The sequence below is a fragment of the Paraburkholderia sp. MM5384-R2 genome (assembly GCF_014201025.1).
Taxonomy (GTDB): Bacteria; Pseudomonadota; Gammaproteobacteria; order Burkholderiales; family Burkholderiaceae; genus Paraburkholderia; species Paraburkholderia tuberum.
This window is the reverse complement of record NZ_JACHDI010000009.1, coordinates 52407-75259: the sequence shown is the minus strand read 5'-3', so window position 1 is coordinate 75259 and position 22853 is coordinate 52407. Positions and strand designations below refer to the sequence as shown.

Annotated in this window: 17 protein-coding genes and 3 pseudogenes; 7 read left to right on the top strand and 13 right to left on the bottom strand. The window is 64.0% G+C overall.

Features of this window, described 5'->3' with window-relative positions; translation table 11 throughout:
* Positions 1-27 precede the first annotated feature (27 nt).
* On the top strand, positions 28-1503 hold the full coding sequence (locus HDG37_RS16650) for a DASS family sodium-coupled anion symporter (protein WP_184049486.1): 1476 nt from the start codon (positions 28-30) through the stop codon (positions 1501-1503).
* Between the two features lie 182 nt (positions 1504-1685).
* On the opposite strand, the gene HDG37_RS16645 is transcribed toward HDG37_RS16650, so the two are convergent.
* Together HDG37_RS16645 and ftrA are read right to left on the bottom strand one after the other, a co-directional pair.
* Positions 1686-2903 (bottom strand): DUF2252 domain-containing protein, encoded by a 1218-nt coding sequence (locus HDG37_RS16645; protein WP_184049484.1) that lies wholly within the window; start codon positions 2901-2903, stop codon positions 1686-1688.
* 326 nt (positions 2904-3229) lie between these two features.
* Positions 3230-4189 carry a transcriptional regulator FtrA gene (ftrA, locus tag HDG37_RS16640; protein WP_184049482.1) on the bottom strand — a complete coding sequence of 320 codons (960 nt, stop codon included), beginning with the start codon at positions 4187-4189 and terminating at the stop codon, positions 3230-3232.
* 120 nt (positions 4190-4309) lie between these two features.
* Here ftrA and HDG37_RS16635 point away from each other — a divergent pair, with 120 nt between their 5' ends.
* Together HDG37_RS16635 and HDG37_RS16630 are read left to right on the top strand one after the other, a co-directional pair.
* Positions 4310-4765, top strand: a complete 456-nt coding sequence (locus tag HDG37_RS16635; RefSeq protein WP_184049480.1) for a rhodanese-like domain-containing protein — start codon at positions 4310-4312, stop codon at positions 4763-4765.
* A 152-nt stretch (positions 4766-4917) separates the two neighbouring features.
* On the top strand, positions 4918-7002 hold the full coding sequence (locus HDG37_RS16630) for a bifunctional diguanylate cyclase/phosphodiesterase (RefSeq protein WP_184049478.1): 2085 nt from the start codon (positions 4918-4920) through the stop codon (positions 7000-7002).
* Here HDG37_RS16630 and dapA read toward each other — a convergent pair.
* Positions 6995-7888 (bottom strand): 4-hydroxy-tetrahydrodipicolinate synthase, encoded by an 894-nt coding sequence (gene dapA / locus HDG37_RS16625; protein ID WP_184049476.1) that lies wholly within the window; start codon positions 7886-7888, stop codon positions 6995-6997. The genes HDG37_RS16630 and dapA overlap by 8 nt on opposite strands.
* A gap of 438 nt (positions 7889-8326) precedes the next feature.
* On the opposite strand from dapA, the gene HDG37_RS16620 reads away from it, so the two are divergent.
* On the top strand, positions 8327-9619 hold the full coding sequence (locus HDG37_RS16620; protein WP_184049474.1) for an aspartate carbamoyltransferase: 1293 nt from the start codon (positions 8327-8329) through the stop codon (positions 9617-9619).
* Between the two features lie 19 nt (positions 9620-9638).
* Here HDG37_RS16620 and HDG37_RS16615 read toward each other — a convergent pair whose 3' ends face one another.
* From HDG37_RS16615 to HDG37_RS16605, 4 genes and pseudogenes are all read right to left on the bottom strand, one after another.
* Positions 9639-10499: an alpha/beta hydrolase family protein gene (locus tag HDG37_RS16615; protein ID WP_184049472.1), complete on the bottom strand. Its 861-nt coding sequence runs from the start codon at positions 10497-10499 to the stop codon at positions 9639-9641.
* A 146-nt stretch (positions 10500-10645) separates the two neighbouring features.
* Complete coding sequence (locus tag HDG37_RS38795) at positions 10646-11581, bottom strand: NAD(P)H-dependent oxidoreductase (protein WP_409260157.1); 936 nt, start codon at positions 11579-11581, stop codon at positions 10646-10648.
* Positions 11561-12193: pseudogene (locus tag HDG37_RS38790) on the bottom strand (acyl-CoA dehydrogenase family protein); the annotation flags it as partial. The gene HDG37_RS38795 and the pseudogene HDG37_RS38790, both read right to left, overlap by 21 nt.
* A gap of 87 nt (positions 12194-12280) precedes the next feature.
* Positions 12281-12439, bottom strand: a pseudogene (locus tag HDG37_RS16605) (SDR family oxidoreductase); the annotation flags it as partial.
* Positions 12440-12822: 383 nt separating this feature from the next.
* Here HDG37_RS16605 and HDG37_RS16600 point away from each other — a divergent pair.
* Positions 12823-13235: pseudogene (locus HDG37_RS16600) on the top strand (LysR substrate-binding domain-containing protein); the annotation flags it as partial.
* On the opposite strand, the gene HDG37_RS16595 reads toward HDG37_RS16600, so the two are convergent.
* Positions 13236-14111 (bottom strand): aldo/keto reductase family oxidoreductase, encoded by an 876-nt coding sequence (locus tag HDG37_RS16595; protein WP_184049468.1) that lies wholly within the window; start codon positions 14109-14111, stop codon positions 13236-13238.
* A gap of 107 nt (positions 14112-14218) precedes the next feature.
* On the opposite strand from HDG37_RS16595, the gene HDG37_RS16590 reads away from it, so the two are divergent.
* The gene (locus HDG37_RS16590) at positions 14219-15145 is read left to right on the top strand and encodes a LysR family transcriptional regulator (RefSeq protein WP_184049466.1); all 927 of its coding nucleotides are present in this window, start codon (positions 14219-14221) and stop codon (positions 15143-15145) included.
* A gap of 39 nt (positions 15146-15184) precedes the next feature.
* Here HDG37_RS16590 and HDG37_RS16585 read toward each other — a convergent pair whose 3' ends face one another.
* Entirely contained in the window at positions 15185-15649 is a 465-nt protein-coding gene (locus HDG37_RS16585; protein ID WP_260334890.1) for a PleD family two-component system response regulator, read from the bottom strand.
* A 110-nt stretch (positions 15650-15759) separates the two neighbouring features.
* Here HDG37_RS16585 and HDG37_RS16580 point away from each other — a divergent pair, with 110 nt between their 5' ends.
* Positions 15760-16980: a sensor histidine kinase gene (locus HDG37_RS16580; RefSeq protein WP_184049465.1), complete on the top strand. Its 1221-nt coding sequence runs from the start codon at positions 15760-15762 to the stop codon at positions 16978-16980.
* A gap of 16 nt (positions 16981-16996) precedes the next feature.
* Here HDG37_RS16580 and HDG37_RS16575 read toward each other — a convergent pair whose 3' ends face one another.
* From HDG37_RS16575 to HDG37_RS16560, 4 genes are all read right to left on the bottom strand, one after another.
* Positions 16997-17803 carry an oxidoreductase gene (locus HDG37_RS16575; RefSeq protein WP_184049463.1) on the bottom strand — a complete coding sequence of 269 codons (807 nt, stop codon included), beginning with the start codon at positions 17801-17803 and terminating at the stop codon, positions 16997-16999.
* A gap of 35 nt (positions 17804-17838) precedes the next feature.
* On the bottom strand, positions 17839-20979 hold the full coding sequence (locus HDG37_RS16570; protein ID WP_184049461.1) for an efflux RND transporter permease subunit: 3141 nt from the start codon (positions 20977-20979) through the stop codon (positions 17839-17841).
* Positions 20976-22091 (bottom strand): efflux RND transporter periplasmic adaptor subunit, encoded by a 1116-nt coding sequence (locus HDG37_RS16565; protein ID WP_184049459.1) that lies wholly within the window; start codon positions 22089-22091, stop codon positions 20976-20978. Before HDG37_RS16565 ends, HDG37_RS16570 begins: the two co-directional genes overlap by 4 nt.
* Positions 22092-22174: 83 nt before the next feature.
* Positions 22175-22792, bottom strand: a complete 618-nt coding sequence (locus HDG37_RS16560) for a TetR/AcrR family transcriptional regulator (RefSeq protein WP_184039356.1) — start codon at positions 22790-22792, stop codon at positions 22175-22177.
* Positions 22793-22853 lie beyond the last annotated feature (61 nt).

Genomic DNA, 22853 nt, shown 5'->3' with positions numbered 1-22853 from the left:
CCCAACCACGCCGGCACGAGGTCCATCATGGCTCCTACACCTGCCAAGGTTTCACAGCCCACCAGCTCGCCTCCCGCCACGCCGAAGCCCTCGGTCGGACTGCCGGCCGGCGTCTGGAAATATCTGGTACCGATCGCGGTCGGCGTCGCGCTGTGGTTTCTGCCCGCGCCCGCCGGGCTCCAGCCGAAGGCGTGGCATATGTTCGCGGTGTTCGTCGCGACCATTGCCGGCATCATGACCGCCCCGCTGCCGATGTCGGTGGTTGCCATCATCGGCTCGACCATTGGCGTGCTCGTCGGCGTTCTGTCGTTTGCCGACGTCACCAAATCCACCGGCACCGACCTCGTATGGCTCGTGATGCTCGCGTTTTTCATTTCACGCGGCGTGATCAAGACCGGCCTTGGCCGCCGGATCGCGCTTCTGTTCATGCGATTGCTGGGAAAGCGAACGACGGGGCTCGGCTACGGGCTCGTGTTGACCGAACTCGTGATCTCCCCCGCGATGCCGAGCATCACCGCGCGCGCCGGCGGCGTGATGTTGCCGATCACGCGAGCCATTTCCGAAGTGCTGGGCAGTCACGCCGATCCGGAATCACGCGCGAAGGTGGGACGCTATCTGATTCTCTGCGCCTTCCACGCGAACATCATCACGGCGGGCATGTTCATCACTGCAATGGCGGGCAATCCGCTGGCGGTCAGGCTGGCCGCGGACCAGGGCGTGTCGATCAGCTGGCTCGACTGGGCGGTGGCGGCGTCGATCCCCGGTCTGCTGTGCCTCGCCGTGATTCCGATCGCCATGCTGTGGATCGCCCCGCCGCAGGTCAGACGCACCCCCGATGCCACCGACCTCGCGCAACGAGAGCTCACGACGATGGGGCCCATCTCGGTCAAAGAAATCATCATGGCGTGCATCTTCGTCGGCTTGCTGGTGCTGTGGGTGTTCGGCGACGATCTCGGCGTCGGCGCGACGCTCGCGGCGGCGATCGGCGTTTCGTTGCTGTTCATCAGCGGCGTGCTGACCTGGCAGGACGCGCTGAACGAGAAGTCCGCCTGGGACACGATGATCTGGATCGGCCTGCTCATCATGCTGGCCTCCAAGCTCAACGAATATGGCATGGTGAGCTGGTTCGGCAAGGAATTCGGCGCGCATCTCGCGGGCTTTCCGATGCTGGCGGTCTACATGATGGTGGCGGCGATCTACGTTTACATTCACTACTTTTTCGCCAGCGCCACCGCGCATATCAGCGCGCTGTTTCCGCTCTCCATGGCACTGATGGTCGCCGCCGGCGTCCCGCCCTTCGTCGCCGCAGTCTCGCTCGGGATTCTGAGCAATGTGAACGGCTGCCTGACGCAATATGGCATCGGCTCCGGTCCCGTCATGTTCGGCGCGGGCTACGTGACCCAGGGCGAATGGTGGAAGGCGGGATTTTTGATGAGCCTGTTTTACATGGTGGTCTGGCTGGTCGTTGGGCCGCTTTGGTGGAAGGTGCTGGGGCACGTATGAGACAACGCGACTTTCGCCGCGCGGCTCGTATGGCCCGCGCACAGGTGATCCTGCTCCGCTTCCCGCTTCGTCAATCGCGAGCGCATGACCCGCGCAACTTCCCCGGTCGTCATCGATCGCCGCCGATCACCGCGACGCCGTCCGCAGCCCTGACGCCCGCGCCGGCCCTCCAATGCAACGCTTCAGTTGCCCGTGCCGCTCGTCTCGAAGGTTCCCCGATCATAAGCTTCGCAATAAGCCTTCCAGTCCGCCGCGACCTGTGCCTCACACTGCGTCGCAAGATCGATCAACGGCAGTTGCCAATCGCGCCGACTGCCAAACGCGATCAGATCGTCCGCGATCGCCGACTTCTGCCGCCCTCCGCTGCGCAGATGCGCCCACGCGCTCAACTCGGCCATGCTGTTGATCACTGCCTCGAGCCGCGGCAGCTTGCCATTCCAGTCGGCAAGCGCGACGCGATCTTCCGATGGCTGCAAACTCCGCAGCACATAGGAGCGCTGGTTGAATTCCACCGCGTGCAAAAAGGCCTGCGAGACCGCCTGATTGCGCCGCTGCACTTCGACGACACGCTGCGCCTCGGTCTGCCACTTCGGCTGCGTCGCCGTCACGTGCGCACTCACCGATGACGGCAGCGCCTCTTTCAAATCGATCAGGTAGTTGCCATCGGGCGAGCCCTTGCCCTCGACCAGAATCACATAGCGATCGACACCGAGGCTGCCCGTCCCCGCAATGCGGCGCGCGACGTCGAGCGTGCGGTAGAACTCGGGATTCGGCTCCGTCACCGCGAATTGCTGCATGAACTGCGCGACCGCGGCACGCCGTTCATCGCTGACGGGCAGCGCTTTCTTGCCGTCGACCTTCAGCATGCGCGTTTTGCCCTTGAGCACCGTGCGACGGTCCAGATGCGCGGCGCGCGTGCGGCTCGCAAGCGCGACGAACAGATCGCGCACCATGCCGGTCGCGGTCTCCGCTTCGATCCAGCGCGACTTGCCGTACGCGAGCGCGGCGCCGTAGGCATCGAGAGTGGTGTGGCACAGGGCGAGCGCTTCAGCGCGGCTCAGCTTCAGGTTGGCCGCGCCGACCAGCACGCTCGCCAACAGACGCACGAGTTCGTACGGAACCGGCGCGAGACAGGCTTCGTCGAAGTCGTTGTTGTCGAAGTAGACGAGGCGATGGTCGCCCTTGTAGCTGCCGAAATTTTCGAGGTGCATGTCGCCGCAGATCCACACGTGCGGCGCGTCGTCGAGTACGTTCGCGCGCGGCAGACGCGCATAGAACAGATGGCAGGTGCCGCGCAGAAACACGAACGGCGAGCCGCGCATGGCTTTGTATTTCATCGCGAGTCGTTCGGGGTCTCGCCCGGCGTTGAAGTTGGCGATGATCTTTGCGATATCGGACATAGCGGGTTCCGTTGAATGGGCAAGCTCGACGTGAGCTCCATGCCTGCTGCTGTGACCTCGGGGCGTGCCGCGAATTCAATGCGGGTTCAACCCGGATGCAGTGACGTGGCTGTCGTTGCTTGTCGCGGCAGTGGCGATCGGTGGGCTGCTTGCCTACGGGTATCGCCAGTGGGCGCGCTCGACACGCTCGAACTTCGAGTTCTATGCGTCGTTGTTGGCGTTCAACGCGACCGCGCTCCTGTTGCTGACGAACGCGCTATGGTGGTTCGAATACATGTCCAATGTCATCAATGTGTCGCATCCATTGTGCTTACGATCTGCTGGACTCACCCCTGCCCACCGAACCTGCGCCGATACGCCCCCGGACTCGTCAACGCGATCCGGCGAAAATGCCGCCGCAACGACTCCTCTGACCCGAACCCCGCCAGCTCGGCGACGCGCGCCATCGGCAGCGGCGTCGCGGCTTCGAGCAACTCACGCGCAAGCGCGACGCGCTCCCTGACGAGCCATTCATAAGGCGCCATGCCGGTCGCGTCGCGGAACTGCCGTTGCAGCGTGCGCGGGCTCATCGCCGCGCGCCCGGCGAGCGAGCGCAGCGTATGCGGCTCGGCCGCATGGCTGCGCACCCAGTCCATCAGCTTCGCGATACGTCCGCTTTCGTCGGGCGGCATCGGGCGCGGCACGAACTGCGCCTGGCCACCCTCGCGATGCGGCGGCACCACGAGCCGTTGCGCGACGCGATTCGCGACCGCGCCGCCATGATCGCGCCGCACCAGATGCAGCAGCATGTCGAGCCCGGCAGCCGATCCCGCCGACGTGATCACCTGCCCTTCATCGACATACAGCGCGTCGGGCTGCACACGCAGTTGCGGATAGCGCTGCTGCAACTTGTCCGCGTAGCGCCAGTGGGTCGTCACGGTCTTGCCGTCGAGCACGCCGGCCGCCGCGAGCACGAACACGCCCGAGCAGATCGAGCAGAGCCGCGCGCCGCGCTCGTAAGCCGCGCGAAGCTTGCGCAGCAGCGCGGCCGGCGGCACCTCGTCGGCATCGCGCCAACCCGGAATCACGATCGTGTCGGCGCTCGCGAGCAGCTTCAGCGTGTACGGCGCGGCCAGCGTGATGCCGCCCGCCGCGCGGATCGGACCGGGCTCGCTCGCGCAGACCGCGAAGCGATACCACGGCACGCCGAGCTCGGGACGCTCGAGCGCGAACAGTTCGGTCACGCAGCCGAATTCGAAGGTGCAAAGCCGGTCGTAGGCCAGCGCGACGACGAGATGATTGTGCATGGCGCAATGTTACCGAAGATTGACGATCACGCCACTTACCGGGCGACCCGCCGCTCGTCACAATCGACCGTGCCTGAAACGCGCGCGCCCCACCACCCAATCAACTCACCCCTGCTTGCCATGACTCACGACAACCTCACCACCGTCCCGAACGCCGTCACCGCGATCCCCGCCGCCGACAGCGCCGCCGCGCTCGCGCACTTCCAGGCGTCGCTGCGCTTCGAAACCGATTGCACCGACGTCCACGCCGCGCTCGCGAGCGGCGCGCCCGGCTTCGTGCTGCTCGACGTGCGCAGTCCCGCGCTGTTCGCGCAGGGCCACGTGCCGGGCGCACTGAATCTGCCGCACGGCAAGATCGTCACGACGAAGCTCGCGGCTTATGCGCCGGACACGCTGTTCGTCACCTACTGCGCGGGCCCGCACTGCAACGGCGCGGCGCGCGGCGCACTGCGGCTCGCGCAGCTGGGGCGGCCCGTCAAGCTGATGGCGGGCGGCGTCACCGGCTGGCTGGACGAAGGCTTCCCGCTGAGCCGCGAGGACGCCGATCCGCCGTCCGATCCACGCTCCGATGCATAGCGTGACTCGCAATCCGACACGCGTTCCAGCGCGACATCCGCCGCCGTCCGCGCGCCGGTTTTGCCCCCTGTTCGCAAATCGCAAATAAGTTAAACAAAAGTTCGAAAAGTGCCGATAACATGTCCAGCCGGACTCTTCCCGGCGGACCCAATATGCAGAGTTCATATAATTTCTGGCTCGTCGCGATTTCGTTCGCGGTCGCGACCCTCGCGTCGTACACCGCGCTCGATCTGACGGGCCGCATCTTCCTGCTCGGCTCGACGCGCCGGCGGCACGCTTGGCGGCTCGGCGGCGCGTTCGCGCTCGGTGTCGGCATCTGGTCGATGCACTTCGTCGCGATGCTCGCGTTCTCGCTGCCTATCCCGCTCGGCTACGACCCGGCGACGACCGCCTGCTCGCTGGCCCTCGCGATCGGCGCTTCGTATCTGGCGCTCTCGCTGACGACCCAGCAGCGCCTGACGCCGGTCCGGCTGCTGATGGGCGGCGTGGCGATGGGGATCGCTATCGCCGGCATGCATTACACCGGGATGGCGGCGCTGCGCATGGCGCCCGCGATCCACTACCAGCCGGCATGGTTCGCGGCCTCGATCGCGATCGCGATCGGTGCGTCGAGCGCCGCGCTGTGGATGGCGCGCGCGCTCAGCAACGAAGACGAGCGCCATATCGCACGCAAACGTCTCGCCGCGGCACTGTTGATGGGCGTCGCGATCAGCGGCATGCACTACACCGGCATGGCCGCCGCCGACTTCGCGCCGGGCGCGATCTGTGGCGCGGCCAACGACATGAATGCGCAATGGCTCGCCACCTCGGTGGTCCTGCTCACGTTCGCGGTGCTGATCGTCACGCTGATGCTGTCGCGCTTCGACGTGCGCACCACCTTCCTGCTCGGCGCGGTGTCGCGGCTGAACGGCCAGATCGTGCGGCTCGCGACGCTCGACGCGCTGACGGGCCTGCCGAACCGCGCGACGCTGACCGAGCGGATCGAACGCGCGATCAGCGGCGCGCGCCGCCAGCGTACGTCGTTCGCGGTGCTGTTCATGGATCTCGACGGCTTCAAGACGATCAACGATTCGCTCGGTCACTCGGCTGGCGACGCGGTGCTGTCCGCATTCGCGCAACGCCTGCAGCAATGCGTGCGTTCGAGCGACACCGTCGCGCGGCTCGGCGGCGACGAGTTCGTCGTGCTCACGGAACACCTTACGTGCGGCGACGACGCGGCCGCGCTCGCCGACGGCGTGCTTCACCGGATGCGCCAGGGCACGTGGAGCGACGCACAACCGCTGCAGGTGATGCCGAGCATCGGCATTGCGCTCTATCCGCGCGATGGCGACAGCGTCGAGACGCTGCTCCAGCACGCGGACGCCGCGATGTACGAAGCGAAGCGCGCCGGCCGCGGCACCTACCGCTTCTTCGAGCGCAGCATGAACGAGGCCGCCACGCGCACGCTGCGGATCCAGCAAGTGCTGCACGACGCCTTCGCGAATGATCGTTTCTCGCTGCTGTTCCAGCCGAAGTTTGAGCGCGGCGGCGACGCGCTCGCGGGCGCCGAGGCGCTGATCCGCCTGCACGATCCGGAGATGGGCGCGCTGATGCCGGCCGAGTTCATCCCGGTCGCCGAGCGCTCCGGGCAGATCGTGCAGATCGGCTACTGGGTCGTGCGTGAAACCTGCCGGCGCATTCGCGGCTGGCTCGAACAGGACCTGCCGGCGATGAAGGTGGCGATCAACCTGTCGCCGCGTCAGCTGTTGCAACCGGACCTCGTCGAGACGATCCTCGACATCGTCAGGAGCGAGGGCGTCGCGTGCGAGCAGATCATGTTCGAGATCACCGAGACCGTAGCGATGCAGGATGCCGCGCGCACCATCGAAGTAATCCGCGCGTTTCAGGCGAGCGGCTTCGACATCTCGATCGACGACTTCGGCACCGGCTATTCGAGCCTCGCGTATCTGCAGCGCTTCCAGGTGAAGCAGTTGAAGATCGATCGCTTCTTCATCAACGGTCTCGACGCGAACGGCGCCGCGGGCAGCGCAATCGTGTCGGCGATCATCGCGCTCGCGCACTCGCTCGAAATGGACGTGGTCGCCGAGGGCGTCGAAACCCAATCGCAGCTCGACAAGCTGTGCTCGATGATGTGCGACGAAGTGCAGGGCTACCTGCTCGGCAAGCCGATCAACGCCGACGACTTCGGCGCAATGCTCCGCGGCAGAACGATGGCCGCAAGCGGAGTCTCTATCTGAGCAGCGTCTCCCCCAACGCCGCGAGCCGTTCGGTCAACGCCTCGCTCGCACGCGTCATCGGCAAACGCAATTCGTTGCGCACCCATCCCCTCGCCGCGAGCAGCGCCTTCACCGGCGCGGGATTCGGTTCCGCGAACGCGAGCTGGATCTGCGGCACGAGCGCGTGAAAAATGCGTCGTCCTTCGTCGAGCTTCCCCTGCGTCAACGCGCGATAAAGCGCGACGAAACGCTCGGGCCGCCAATGCGCCGACGCCGCGATCGCCCCGCTTCCACCCGCGCACACCGTCGAGAAGAGCTCGAGGTCGTTGCCCGCGAGCACTTGCAGACGGCCGTCGCGAATCAGCGCGAGCGTCGTGTCGAGCGAACCGGCGCAATCCTTGATCGCCTGAATTCGCGGATGCACGGCGAGCGTCAGCAGCGTGTCGAGGTCGAGCCGCACGCCGGTGCGTTGCGGAATATCGTAGAGCACGACTGGATGCGCGCTCGCGTCCGCGAGTGCGCTGAAATGCGCGACGATGCCGTCCTGCGAGGGCCGTGTGTAATACGGCGCGGCGATTAGCACGCCGGCAATCGGCAACGGATTCAACTGCTCGATCCGCGCGCGCATGCTCGCCGTGTGATTGCCCGAGACGCCGACCAGCACCGGCAACGCGCGCCGCTGCGGCGACGCGCTGACGGCTTGCACCGCGTCGAGAATCGTCGCGAGCACCGCGTCCTGTTCGGCGGCGTCGAGCGTGGCGGGCTCGCCGGTCGTGCCGAGCGCGACGAGCCCGGCCACGCCGGCCTCCGCATAGCGACGCACCAGCGCACGCAACGCGGCGTGATCGACGGTGCCGTCGGCGAACGGCGTGATCAGCGGAATCCAGATACCCGAGAAATCAGACATGTTTTCTACCTCGATGACGACCGTATCGATTCCGGGTCAGCGGTGCGAGGGAGAACAGAGGAGAAAGCCGCAGGCAGGCGGTCGACCGGTCGTTCCGTCGCACATCTGACGACGGAACAGCGTGCTCCGGTCAGATGAGCGGCTGTTTTTTGGCTTTGGCGCCGACGTTGCGCGAAACACCGATCGCGCGTGCGACCGCTGCGCTCGCCAGAGCGTCGCGGGCGAAGGTCGAAGAACGGAGCGGGAACGTGGGGCCGGAGTGCATGGACCGCAGTGTAACCGCGAAACCCGCGTCGCAGGGTCTTCGGCGCCTCGCGAACCAGCTCGCGGAGGAAAACGCTTGACTTCTACGCGCCGGAAACTAATATACGCACCGCGTACATAAACGCGTTTTGCTGCCTTACTCCCGCCGACCCCACTTTTGCGACAGGTGCCCTCATGAGCGTTCCGCAACAAGCCTTCCTACGCGATGCGATGCGTCGCCTGAACATGACGCGCGATACGTTCGCTAACCGCATCGGCGTGTCGCGCCGGGCGCTGGACACATGGCTGCTGCCGGACGACTCGCAGGAATCGCGGGCGATGCCGGAAATCGTCGAGCGTTTCGTGTCGGAGATCGTCGCGAACACGGAGCCGGGCGAAGGATATACGCAAAGCGTAGACTCGCAATCGCTCGCAAGCCAGATTCTGTTCGAGGGCAAGCCGCAGCTGCTGTCGGTCGATCAGTTTTCGCGCGACTCGGTCGAGGCGCTCTTTCGCGTCGCCGACATCATGCAGCCGATCGCCCGGCGCCGCAAAATCTCGCGCGTGCTCGAAGGCGCGGTGCTCGGCAATCTGTTCTTCGAGGCGAGCACGCGTACCCGTGTGAGCTTCGGCGCGGCGTTCTGCCGGCTCGGTGGCTCGGTGTGCGACACGACCGGCTTCACGTTTTCGTCGATGGCGAAGGGAGAGTCGATCTACGACACGAGCCGGGTGATGAGCGGCTATGTCGACGCGCTGGTGATCCGCCACCCGGAGCAAGGCTCGGTGGCCGAATTCGCGCGCGCGACCAACGTGCCGGTGATCAACGGCGGCGACGGTCCCGGCGAGCATCCGAGCCAGGCGCTGCTCGATCTCTACACGATCCAGCGCGAGTTTTCGCGACTCGGCAAGATCGTCGACGGCGCGCACATCGCGCTGGTCGGCGACCTCAAGTACGGACGTACCGTGCATTCGCTCGTGAAGCTGCTGGCGCTCTATCGCGGCATCAAGTTCACGCTGATTTCGCCGCCGATGCTCGAATTGCCGGGCTATATCATCGAGCAGATTTCGCGCAACGCTCACGTGATCGAACAGACGCACGACCTGCGCACTGGCTTGCGCGGCGCCGACGTCGTATACGCGACGCGCATCCAGAAGGAGCGCTTCACCGACGAATCGTTCGAAGGCTACACGCCCGACTTCCAGATCAACCAGGCGCTCGTCGATAGCGTGTGCGGCGCCGACACGCTGATCATGCACCCGCTGCCGCGCGACAGCCGGCCCGGCGCGAACGATTTGAGCACCGACCTCAATCACGATTCGCGGCTCGCGATTTTCCGGCAGACCGACAACGGCATTCCGGTGCGGATGGCGATTTTCGCGGTGCTGCTCGGCGTCGACAAACAGGTCCAGCATTCGATGCGCGATGCCGCGTGGCGCCCGCCGGTCTACCTGGGACCGGACGACGCGGTGTTTCACGGAATCGATTGACGCGGATAGCCGTCCGCCGTCAGGCCGCGGCCGCGGCGCGCGCGTCACGCATTTCGCGCGCCGCCTGCCTGAACGTGCCGGCAAAGAACAGCACCTGATATTTGACCGCGTTCGACCAGTACTTCCACGTATGGCCGCCGGGCCGCTCGGCGTAATCGTGCGGCACGCCGAGTTCGACGAGCCGCTCGTGCAGCAGCCGGTTCGACTGCACGAGCGAGTCGTTCACGCCGCAATCGATCGTCAGCGCGATATGGTCGCGGCCGAAATCCTCCGCACTCGCGACGATCGCCTTGCTGTTCCAGAAGTCCGCATCTTGCATCGGGTCGCCGAACACCCGCTCGATGCCTGGCTCGTCCTCGCTGCCGCGCGGGTCCACCGCACCGCTGATGCTGCCCGCCGCGCCGAAAGCGTCGGGCCGGTCGAGCGCAATGCGTAGCGCGCCGAAGCCGCCCATGCTCAGGCCCGTGATAGCGCGCGCCTGCTTCGTCGCGATCGTGCGGAAATGGCTGTCGATATAGGCCACCACTTCCGTACCCACGTAGGTTTCGTAGCGGCTGCGCGGATCGACGGGGCTATCGATGTACCAGCTGTCGCGGCCGCCGTCGGGCATCACGAGGATCACGTGATAGCGGTCGGCGAGCTTGCCGATATGCGAATTCGCGGTCCAGTCCGTGTAATCGCCGCCCGAGCCATGTAGCGCGTAGACGACCGGAAAGCGCGCGGTCTGATTGCCACGCGCGTATCGATCGGGCAGCACGATGGTTGCCTCGAACGTACGATGCATCGCCGCGCTCGGAATCGTGACGACGCGCGACTGGAACGCCCACGCCGGCGATGCGATCAGCATCAGAATGAGCCAGAACGTATGGACCGGATTCATGGTGAGTCGCCCCTTGCGCTTGCTTCCTGCTGCTTACGTTCGTCAGGCGTCCGAAGAAGAGCGCCCCGGCATGCCTCGGCCTATGTCCGCGAACGACTGTAGCAATGGCGACTTACAACCAAATTTCAGCGAAACATACGATCCAGTCAGGCTTCGGTCGCTTCATCGGCTTCAGTTGCCGTCGCTGCGCCCCGCATCTTCAACGTGCGCGGCAAACCCACCCGCCCCGGCGCCAGATCGTCCCGCAATTTGAGCGCCGGAATCTCATACGCGCCGCCGTTCTGCGGCAGGAACGCGATCGGCGCGGCCGTCCACAGCGTGTCGAGCCGTCGCCCGAGCGCCTCGCTGACCTCGGCATACTTCGCCTCGTCGACGCGGCTCGTGCGATAGACGACGAACGGCGGCAATACCTCGAAGCCGGGGTAATACAGCACACCGTGCTGGATCGGGAACAGCACGTCGTCGATCGGACCGTTGATGCCGCATGCGCTGTAGTGCGACTCCCAGCCGCCCGTCGTGACGATCAGCATCGCGCGCTTGCCCGCGAAACGGCCCTCGCCATAACGCCCGCCCCAGCGCGCATCGGAATGCTCGCCGACGCCATACGCGAGACCGTACGCATAGACACGCTCCACCCAGCCCTTCATGATCGCCGGCATCGAGAACCACCACAGCGGAAACTGCAGGATCACCGCATCGGCCCACTTCAGCTTGTCCTGCTCACGCGCGATGTCCTTGCTCTGCAGGCCGTTCTCGAACGCATGCTTCGATGCGAGCGACGCGAAGAAGCGCTCGCCGCTGTGACGCTCGCTGGTGTCGTGTGCGTCGAGCGACGCTTTCCAGTTCATCGCGTACAGATCGGACACCTGCACCGTATGGCCGGCGCGTTCGAGATGGCGGACAGTGAAGTCCTTCAGCGAAACGCTCAACGATTTCGGTTCGGGATGCGCATAGATGATGAGAACGTTCATGATGGGACCTTCGTGGCTGAAAACAGTCACGATAGGCATCGCCGAGGCATATTGGAAATGAATTCCCAATATGTCAGGTATTGCCGTGGTTACCCGAACATCGCGGAACACGATCTCGCAGTGCCCTTCCGGCGCAACGTGATTGACCACCGTTATGTTGCGCACGATCTCGACACCCGCGGTGTCCATGGGGACGAGAATCATGCTCTGCTGCCGGTGCGCCGGTGCCTGCTGGTCGGTCTTGCCCATCACGATGAACAACTTGCAATGAGGATGCGCGGCGTTCGTGATGAACCATTTGTGGCCGTTGATCACATAGTCGTCGCCGTCCCGGCGAATCGAGGTCGTAATGTTGGTCGCATCCGAAGATGCGACCTCAGGTTCCGTCATCGCGAAAGCCGAGCGAATCCTGCCATCGAGCAACGGCGTCAGCCACTGGTCACGCTGGGCAGGCGTAGCGAACATGTGCAGCAGTTCCATGTTGCCGGTGTCGGGCGCGTTGCAGTTGAAGACTTCCGACGCCCACGACACCCGCCCCATGATTTCCGCGAGCGGCGCGTATTCCAGATTGGTCAGCCGCGTGCCCGGCTCGTCGTCCCGCAGATGCGGCAGGAACAGGTTCCACAGGCCCTCGGCACGAGCCTGCTCCTTGAGCGACTCCATGAATGACACAGAATACTGCCCCTGGTTCACCTCATCGTGCCACTGCCGGATGCGCGGGACGCCTTGGGGGTATAGCCAAAATCTATGATGATTCTTCCTTGCAAAACGTCCGCTTGAAACGACTGAGACCGTGCCTGCCGCCAATGGCTAGATCGTCAAACCGCCGTCGACGACAATGCATTCGCCGTTCGTATAACTGGCCGCATCAGAAACCAGATACAGCACCGTTCCCGCCATCTCGCGGGGCTCCGCGTGGCGGCGCAGTGGAATCTTCGAGAGCCAACGATCATAAGTTTCCTGTCTGCTGGTCGCGTGGCTTTTTGAAAGCTGGGAATCGTTCTATTACCAATATAAGGAGGAACTAGACCCGGCTACTCGCCGTCGGAGAGGTTGTCCTCTGCATTCGCTGGTTTCGGATGGAATGCATAGCATTTCCTAAGAGCGGCAGTACCTCAACGAATCGCATTTGACAGAAACCGCGACAGTGATAACAAAATAGGAAACCGCCGTTGAAAGCAACGAGAAAAGTCTGCGAGCCTACGACCGCGCAGATCTGAGGATATCGGAACGAAATCGGTTGATCGCGACCGTGAGGCCGCTATTGGAATGGCAACTAAGATTTCATAGAGCTGGCCATCTGCCTTCAAATATTACATTTTTTGTTTTTCAATTTTTTTGTCGACAAGCAATTCGGCGATCCGCTGCTGTTGCCAGGACCGCGCGGCATGCGGCCCACCGCGAAAGCGCAGGCACTGCGCGAGCCATTGCGCGAAGCGCTCGACGCTGCAAGCTCGAACACGTGATCGTGTCGCCCGATGGCGGCGGCTTTTTCGGCGTCACCGACGAGACGCTCGCGAAGGTGGGTCTCGCGCGCAAGGTCGTGCTGTCGGTGCCGCACTTTCTGTTCATGCAGTCGGTGCTCGCGAGCACGGATCTCGTGGGGATGCTGCCCGCGCGTCTCGTGCGCGGCACGGACGCGCTGCGGATGGTCGAACCGCCCGTCGAGGTGCCGGGCTACGAGATGGCGATGCTCTGGCACGAGCGGGTGCATCGCGATCCCGCGCATCAACGGTTGCGGGAGTTCATCGCGGCATCGGTGTAATCAGCCCTTTTCAGCGCCGATCGCATCCAGTTGATCGAGTACCTCGTCGCTGAGCTTCAACCGCGCCGACTGCAGGTTTTCACGCAGATGAGTCACCGAAGACGTGCCCGGAATCAGCAGAATGTTAGGTGCCCGGTGCAATAGCCAGGCAAGCGCGACCTGCATCGGCGTCGCATCGAGCTTGCGCGCAAGCTCCGACAGCTCGGACGATTGAATCGGCGTGAAGCCACCCAGCGGGAAAAATGGCACGTAGGCGATGCCCTGCTCCGCGAGCGCATCGATCAACGCATCGTCGTCGCGATGCACGAGGTTGTAGTGGTTCTGCACGCACACGACCTTCGTGATGCGCTGAGCCTCGGCAATCTGCGCGGCCGTCACGTTGCTCAGGCCGACATGACGCACGAGCCCGCGCTGCTGCAACTCGGCAAGTGCCGTGACCTGCTTTTCGATCGAGCCCTCGCTCGGCTCGTGCACGTTGCCCATCAAGCGCATGTTGACCACGTCGAGCGCGTCGAGCCCGAGGTTGCGCAGATTGTCATGCACCGCGCGCTCGAGGTCGGCGGGCTCCTGCGCCGGCAGCCAGGCGCCGGCGCCGTCGCGCACCGCGCCCACCTTCGTCACGATCGTCAGATCGCGTGGATACGGGTGGAGCGCCTCGCGGATCAACTGGTTGGTCACGTGCGGCCCGTAAAAATCGCTGGTATCGATGTGATCGACGCCCGACGCGACCGCCTCACGCAGCACCGCGAGCGCCGCGTCGCGGTCTTTCGGCGGCCCGAACACGCCGGGGCCGGCCAGTTGCATCGCGCCATAGCCCATGCGCCGCACCGGGCGGCCGGCTAGTGCGAAAGTGTCGATGGAGCTGAAGTTCGGCATGACGATCTCCTTGTGAAGTGATGAGCGGCAGTATCGCCGGAATTGCGTTGTTGAATAAAGCGGTCTAACGTGTACGGGTTGTTCAAAATTCTGCACAATCAATCGTCATGGAACTGAATGATCTAGCCGCCTTCGTTTCCGTCGCCCGCGCCGGCGGCTTTCGCGACGCGGCGCGCGTGAGCGGCGTGTCGGCGTCGAGTCTGAGCGTCGCGGTGCGGCGCCTCGAAACGAAACTCGGGCTGCGGCTCCTGAACCGCACCACGCGCAGCGTCGCGCCGACCGAAGCCGGGCTGCGTCTGATCGAGAAGCTGACGCCGCTGTTCGGCGAAATGGAAGCGGCGCTCGACGTGCTGAACGGCTTTCGCGACAAGCCGACCGGCACATTGAAGCTCAACGTACCGTCGAGCGTCGCGCGCATCGTGCTGCCCGACGTGCTTGCGCGCTTTCTGAAGCAGTACCCGGATATTCGCGTCGAAGTGGTGGTCGAGGATGGTTTCGTCGACGTGCTATCGATCGGTTGCGATGCGGGCATTCGCTACGATGAACGCCTCGAGCAGGACATGATCGCGGTGCCGATCGGCGCGCGCGTGCAGCGCTTCGCGACCGCCGCGTCGCCCGCGTATCTCGACGCGCACGGCCGTCCGCAACATCCCGGCGAATTGCTCGCGCATGCCTGCCTGCGCGGGCAATTCGCCGGCGGCGCGATGCCGACCTGGTACTTCGAGCGCGACGGCGAGCTGCTGCAATTGAATCCGACAGGACCGCTGCTGGTGCGGCCCGGCGCCGCGATCGACCTCGCGGTCAGCGGCGCGGTCGCGGGCCTCGGCATCATTCACCTGTTCGAAGACATACTGCGCCCGCATCTGGACAGCGGCGCGCTCGAAGCGATTCTCGAACCGTGGTGGCAGCGCTTTTCAGGGCCTTTTCTTTACTATCCGGGCCATCGTCATGTGCCCGCGCCGCTGCGCGCGTTCGTCGATTTCCTGAAGGCCGACTCAGCAAGTGTGCCGGACGATGACGTGGCACGGCGTTGATGTCATCACACGGCGGTGAACGCGGCGACGCGTGCCATATCAGCAACGTGGCGCGCAGAGCTGCGCGATCGTGGTCAGAAAGAGATCCGCGCCGATCGGCTTCAGCAGGCATGCGCTGCAGTAATGCGCATCGCTGTCCGAAGGCGGCACCGCGGTATGGACCAGAATCGGTACGTTGACGGATAACGGCATCGATTTCAAACGGCGGCATAACTCCGCGCCGTCCATGACCGGCATCATCCAGTCCGTAACAATCAGGTCGGGAACGTGAGCGACGACACAAGCGAGTGCTTCGGCGCCATTGCTCGCGCAACTCACCTCATACCCTTCGCTCTCCAGAATCAACCGCCATGCGGCTAGAATTTCCGGTTCGTCGTCGACCAGCAATATCGAATACATCATGTTTTGCGGACAAAATTTGCCTTCTCGTCTGATCAGAGTCGCGCAAGAGATGTTCCACGAACGGCAATTGCGCGGATAATGACGCGGGTTGCCGGCGCGCATCGGTCGCCTGGCCGATCGGCAACGAAACAGGTTTGCGGTGCCCGCGCAAATCAAGGCGTTCGAACCGTTCGCGCGTTGTATGTTGTAGAAACTCCATTCCGGCATCCATCATGACCGACAGACGCGTGAGCCCGCTGCGCAACTTCGCCAACTTCATCCGCGCGGAACGGGGCGGCCTGACGCGGCAATGGATGCATGCCGTCTCCGCCGACGCCGATCTCGTCGAAGCGGACAAGCTCACTTATCGGCAACTGGCCGACCATCTGCCGGATATTCTCGACGAGCTGTGCCGGGCGCTCGATGCAGAAGATCTCGAGCGCGTCGAAACGTCGATCGAACGCGACGCGAAGAAGCACGGCAAGGTCCGTTGGCAGCAGGGCTACCGGATCGAAGAGCTGGTGCGCGAACTGGACCTCTTTCAGCAGGTGCTCTTCGAAGCGCTCGAAGAGTTCGTCGAACGCGACCGGACGTGCACGCGCCGTCACGAGAGCCGCGCGCGCCGCCTGATCGCCGAAGCATTCAACGTGGTCAGGTATGAGTCGATCAAGGAAGTGGTCGCCGAACGCGATCGCAAGATCGACGAATACACGGGACGGCTCGAACGCGCGAATCACGAATTGACGCTCGAGCAACGGCTGGTCGGCGATCTATATGCATCGCGGATGCAGATCACGCGCAGCGTCGTGCACGATCTGCGCAATTTCCTCAACGCGTTTTCGGTCGCGCTGCAACTGATCGAGCGAGCGCCGTCGAAAGCCGATACCGCATTGACGCTCGCGAACCGTCAGGCTGCCGACATGAAGCAACTGGTCGACCAGATGGTCGAGTACTCGGTCGTGCTCGGAGACTCCGCGCCGCTCGTGCTCGAAGACGTCGATTTGCGCAAACTCTTCGACGAACTCGTCGCGTCGACGCGACCGTCGATCGAGGCGAAAGGGCTTGCGTTGCGCAGCGCGTTCGACGCGGCGCTGCCGGTCGTCACGTCGAATCGGCTGAAGCTCAAGCAGATCGCGGTCAATCTGTTGACCAACGCGATCAAGTACACGAAGTCGGGGCAAGTCGAAATCCGGTTCGCGATGCATGGCGCCGAACACTGGGCGATTCGCGTCTCCGACACCGGCGTCGGCATTGCGCCCGCCGACGCGGAGCGCGTATTCGATGAGTTCGAGCGCGCGGCCTGCGACGAGATTCCGGGCACGGGACTCGGGCTCGCGATCGTCAGGGAGCTATGCCGCGTGCTCGATGGGCAGATCGAGTTTGCGTCGCGCGAGGGCGTGGGGACCACGTTCGAGATCCGGTTTCCGCTGCGCCGAACCTTGGCCGCAATATGATGCGTGGACGAGCGTTTCAACCAAGTCCGAATGTTTTCCTCAAGCTTGAATCGACGGGACCAGCAGGCATAAAGCGGCGCAACTTGCTCAGCAACGACGCCTGTCCGGCAGGTGTGCGACGCATCCGCCAGGCGCCAAGCGCCGCTTCGACAATAGTGTTTGCCACGCCCTCGGGCTCGGGGGCACCTTTGACACTGTTCACGACTGCGCTCATTGCAAGGGCACGCTCGCGGTCATAGTCGGCGATTTTCGAACCCGCCTGGGGCGCATTGATGTCGAGATTGGTCCTGGTAAAAGTCGGTTCGACCAGGGTTGCGCGTATGCCGAACTGGCGCACCTCATGATCCAGGGTTTCGGTCAGCCCTTCCACAGCGTGCTTGGACGCCGAATAGAGCCCCATGTAGGGCGCCGGGAGAAACCCGAGCACCGAACTGACATTGACGATCCTTCCACCGCGTTGTGCCCGCATGTGGGGGAGTACAGCCTGTGTCGCGCGCAGAATGCTGAATACATTGGTATCGAACAGAGACGAGGCCTCGGCAGTCGACGTTTCCTCGACCGCGCCAATCATGCTCGTTCCTGCATTGTTGACGAGCACGTCGATTCGCCCGGCGCGATCGATGACGGACTGGATTCCAGCCTGGACCGAAGCATCGTTGCGAACATCCATCTCGACAAGCTCGACTCCCGAGATAGGCGCCGCTTTTGCGATGCTGCGCACGGTGCCAAATACGCGGCACCCCCGCCTGGCAAACTTCTCTGCGGCGGCGCGTCCGATACCCGATGACACGCCGGTAACAACGACAACAGTGGAATTCGACATGAACAGCTCCCTTCAGGTGAATTGATGGTGTTTTTTTAACTGTCCGCGTCGAGCGCGTCCTGCAGCGTTTGCTCGGAAGGCTGCACCTGCTCATGCCGATCTTTGCGCAAGCCGGCGGTACGCTCGGGTCGAATCTTGAACCAGATCGAATACATCGCCGGCAGGAAGACGAGGGTCAGAATCGTCCCGGCGAACGTACCGCCGATCAGCGTGTACGCGAGGGTTCCCCAGAACACCGAATGGGTCAGCGGGATGAACGCGAGGATCGCCGCCATGGCCGTCAGGATCACCGGTCTGGCACGCTGCACGGTGGCTTCGACGACCGCATGGAACGGATCCAGCCCCGCCTGCTCGTTCTGGTGAATCTGTCCGATCAGGATCAGCGTGTTGCGCATCAGGATGCCCGATAGCGCGATGAGACCGACCAGCGCATTGATGCCGAACGGCTGCCTGAACAGGATCAACGTCGGCACCACCCCGATCAAGCCCAGCGGACTGGTCAGGAACACCATCACCATCGCGGAGATCGAGCGCACCTGGAAGATGATGATGATGAGCGTAACCGCCAGCATGATCGGGAAGAGCGGCAACATGGCTTTCGTCGCTTTAGCCGATTCCTCGATGGAGCCCGCCTCTTCGATACGGTAGCCGGTCGGAAGCCTGGCGATGATGGGTTGGAGCTGCCTGGTGATGGCCGTCGATACGTCCGGCGGCTGAAGGTTGTCGGCAATGTCGCCCCGTACCGTGATCGTCGGCACCCGGTCCCGCCAGCGCATGATTGGTTCCTCCATGCGCACGTCGACCTTGCCCACCTGCGACAGCGGAATGCGTTGCCCGTTCGCGCCAGCGAGCGTGAAGTCGCCGAGCCGCGCCGGGTCGAGACGAACATCGCCGGCCGAACGCGCGATGACCTGCACGGTTCGAATATCCTCGCGCACGGCGGTGACGGGCACGCCGGTTAGCAGGAATTGCAGTTGTTGCGCCACGGCGCTGGATGTCAGCCCCACCGCCTGCAGACGGTCCTGCTGCAACGTGAAGTGCAGCGTGGGCGTGCGCGTACCCCAGTCAGCGTTGACCGTGCGCATCATCGGACTGGCGTCCATCACCTGCTCGACTTCTCCCGCAATACCGCGCAGCTTGTCCGGGTCCGGACCAGAGATACGGTAGGCGACCGGGAACGGCGAATACGGACCGAACACGAGTTGCGTGACCCGCACGCGCGCCTCGGAGGCGAGACCGTTGGCGACTGCCTGACGCAGTCGCTGCTTCAATGCGTCGCGCTCATCCTGGCTGTCCGTGCGCACCACGATCTTGGCAAACGACGGATCGGGCAGTTCCGGCCCCATCGCCAGGTAAAAGCGTGGCGCGCCTTGCCCGATGTATGCGGTGACGATCCTGGCTTCCTTCTGCTTCGCGAGCCACGCTTCGACCTTCGTCGTGGCGGCGCTGGTTTGCGAGATCGACGTGCCATAGGGCATCTGCACCTCGACCAGCACTTCGGGACGGTCGGAGATCGGGAAAAACTGTTTTTTGACCACGCCCATACCGAGGATGGCCAGCACGAAGAGGCCCACGACCGAACCGGCGACCAGCCATTTGCGCGCGATGACGCGCGTGAGCAGCTGACGGAAGCGGTTGTAGCGCGGCGTGTCGTAGATCGCGTCGTGACCGCCTTCGACCTTTTTGAAGTCGGGCAGCATCTTCACACCCAGGTAGGGCGTGAAGACCACGGCGACGACCCACGATGCGATCAGTGCAATGCCGACGACCCAGAACATGTTGCTGGTGTATTCGCCGGCCGTGGAGCGCGCGAAACCATTGGGCATGAAGCCGACGGCGGTCACCAGCGTGCCCGCCAGCATCGGCGCGGCCGTATGGCTCCACGCGTAGGCGGAGGCGGCGATGCGGCTGTAGCCTTCCTCCATCTTTACCACCATCATTTCGATCGCGATGATCGCGTCGTCCACGAGCAGGCCGAGCGCGAGGATCAGCGATCCGAGCGTGATGCGATCGAAGTTCTTGCCGGTCGCGGCCATCACGACGAACACCACCGCGAGTGTCAGCGGTACGGCCGCGGCAACGACGAGGCCCGCCCGCCAGCCCATGCTGACGAAACTCACCAGCATGACCACCAGCAACGCGACGAAAAACTTGAGCATGAACTCGTCGACCGCCGAATGAATGTTGACGGCTTGATCGGTGACTTTGGTAAGGCTCATGCCTAGCGGCAGCCCGGCGTTGATTGCGCCGACCTCGCTGTCCAGCGCCTTGCCGAGATCGAGCCCGTTCCAGCCGTCGCGCATGACGATGCCCAGCAGCAGTGCCGGTTCGCCGTTGTTGCGGATCATGAACGTCGCCGGATCTTCATAGCCACGTGTGACGGTGGCGATGTCCGACAGCTTCAGCGTGCGGCCCTGCGCTACGACCGGCGTGTCGCGGATCTTCTGCAGGTTGTCAAAGGCACCGTCCAGGCGAATGAACACCTCCGGACCTTTGGTCTCCACGGAGCCGGCCGGCGTCAGGGCATTCTGACCGTTGAGCGCGGCGAACACGTCCTGGGGGCTCACGCCCAGCGTTGCCAGCCGGTCATGTGAGAGCTCGACATAGATTCTCTCCGACTGCTCGCCGATGATGTTGACCTTCTTCACGCCTGGCACGTGCAGCAGCCGTTGGCGCAGCGTCTCGGCATCGCGAACGAGCAGGCGCTGCGGTTCACCCTTCGCCTTCAACGCAAACAGCGCGAAGGTAACATCCGCATATTCGTCGTTGACCATCGGTCCGATTACGCCGGATGGAAGATTGCCCGCCTCGTCGCTGATTTTTTTCCGGGCCTGGTAGAACTGCTCCTGCACTTCCGACGGCGGCGTGCTGTCGAGCAAGGTCAAGGTCGTGAAGGCCAGCCCAGGCCGTGTGTAGGTCTCGGTCCGGTCGTACCAGCGCAGCTCCTGCATGCGCTTTTCGATCTTCTCGGCGACCTGATCGTGCATTTCCTGCGCCGTGGCTCCCGGCCAGGCGGTGATGATGGTCATCACCTTGACCGTGAACGCGGGGTCTTCCGCCCGGCCCAGCTTGAAGAACGAAACGAGCCCGGCCAGTGAAATCAGGCAGATCAGGAACAGGGTGATGGAGCGCTCGCGCACGGCGAGCGCCGACAGGTTGAAACGGCCTTCGCTCACGGACGGGCTCCCTCGGCCGTCATGGCGACGGCTTGACTTGTCACCCGGACCTGCTCGCCTTCGCGCAGCAACTGCGCGCCGAGCGCGACGATCCGGTCGCCTTGCTTGATCTCACCGGCGACGCGAGCACTATCGTCGTCCAGACGTTCGACGGTAACCGGCCGCCAGGCAACCTTTGCCGGCTCGCCGTTGATGACCCACACCCCCGGTCCCTTGCCCGCGTCAAACAGCGCGCCGATCGGCACCTGCAAACCGCCTTGCACCGCGGAACGCGCGTCCGGAATCTGGACCGTGACGGTGGCGCCCAGTGGGGCGTCGGCCAGCTCTCCCTGCAGCACATACCGCGCTTCAAAGGTCCGGGTACGAGGATCCGCCGTATCCGAAAGCTGGCGCAGCGTCGCCGGCACGCTAACGCCGCCGTTGCCGAACAGCGTGGCCTGGGCGACCGAACCGATCGCGGGGCGCAGGGTTTCGGGTAGCTGGATGACAGCCTCGCGGCGCCCGGCGTGCGCGAGGCGTACCACGGGCTGGCCGGCGCTGACGACCTGGCCCGGCTCGGCCAGCGTTTCCATCACGACGCCATCGCCGTCCGCCACCAGCCCGGCATAACCCGTCGCGTTGCGCGCAACGTCGGCGTCAGCCACGGCCGCGCTGAGCTGCGCTTTGGCGGCATCGGCCGCCGCCTTGATCTGGTCATAGGCCGATGCCGATATCGCGCCGGTTCCGCGCAGGTCGCGATAGCGCTCTTCATCCTGCGCGGTCTGCTGCGCGCGTGCTCGCGCGGCGGTGACCGCGTCCTGCCGGGCCTGCGCGGCAAGCCTCAGATCGATGGGGTCGAGGCGCATCAGCAGCTGGCCGCGTTTGACGGTTTGCCCGGCATCCACCAGCCGCTCGAGCACCTTGCCGGAGACGCGAAATCCCAGCTCGCTCTGCACGCGCGCGGCGACGGTTCCGGTAAACGAACGGGAGGCTGGGATCGCCGCCCGAGCGATGGCGGTGCGCACCAGGGGCGCTTCGGTGCGCGAATCGGACGGTGCTTTTGCGCCGCAGGCGGCTAGCGCAAGTGCCAGTGCACAGACGACTGTAGAGGTAGCAAGGCGACGCCGGAGCATGAAAGACCCATTGACGGAGTGATCGGGGCTTTCATTATGGTTCTAGTGACCAACTTAGTCAATGGTCACAACCGAGATTTCCATCAAGGCGACAGACTGCGGAGCACGAGACCGGACAGTTGTGCAGGCGCGACCTTGGTGTAATCGAAGCTGTACTGCAGGAGCATTGGGTTGAGGTAGGGGCGCAACACCAGATAGATCGCCATCGCAGTCTCATCGAGGGGGGTTTTGCGCTCGAAGTCCCCGCTTTGCCGACCCTCCTGGAGGACGTCCCGAAGCAGCTTCTGGACGCGCTCTTCATACGCAAGCACCGCCTGCCAATTCTCCGTGGCCGCCGATGCGGCAATCTCGTAAAGTTTGCGGTCCTGGAAAAACAGACGGAGGCTCGCTTCCGTGAAGACGTTGAACATCCGCCGCAGCTTCTCCGGTGGCAGATCGGTCTGTGCGACGGCCGACCTGACCTCGGTTTCGATCTCGTGCAGGCAGTTCGCGCAAATCATCTCGCCAATGGCCTGCTTGGACTCGAAGAACTTGTAGATGTAGGCCTTGGAAAACCCGATCGCCTTGGCGAGGTCTGAGACCGTCGTTTTCTCGTAGCCATACCGGCTGAAGTGCTCGGTGGCGGCGACAACGATCTGATCCCGTACCTCGTGGTCAGCGGGGCCGCGCGCCGGGATGGGGGAACTGGTGGCTTTTTTCATGGGTATAGCATACAGGAATGGACAACCAGTGACTATTTGGTATTATAGTCACAACCGGAAT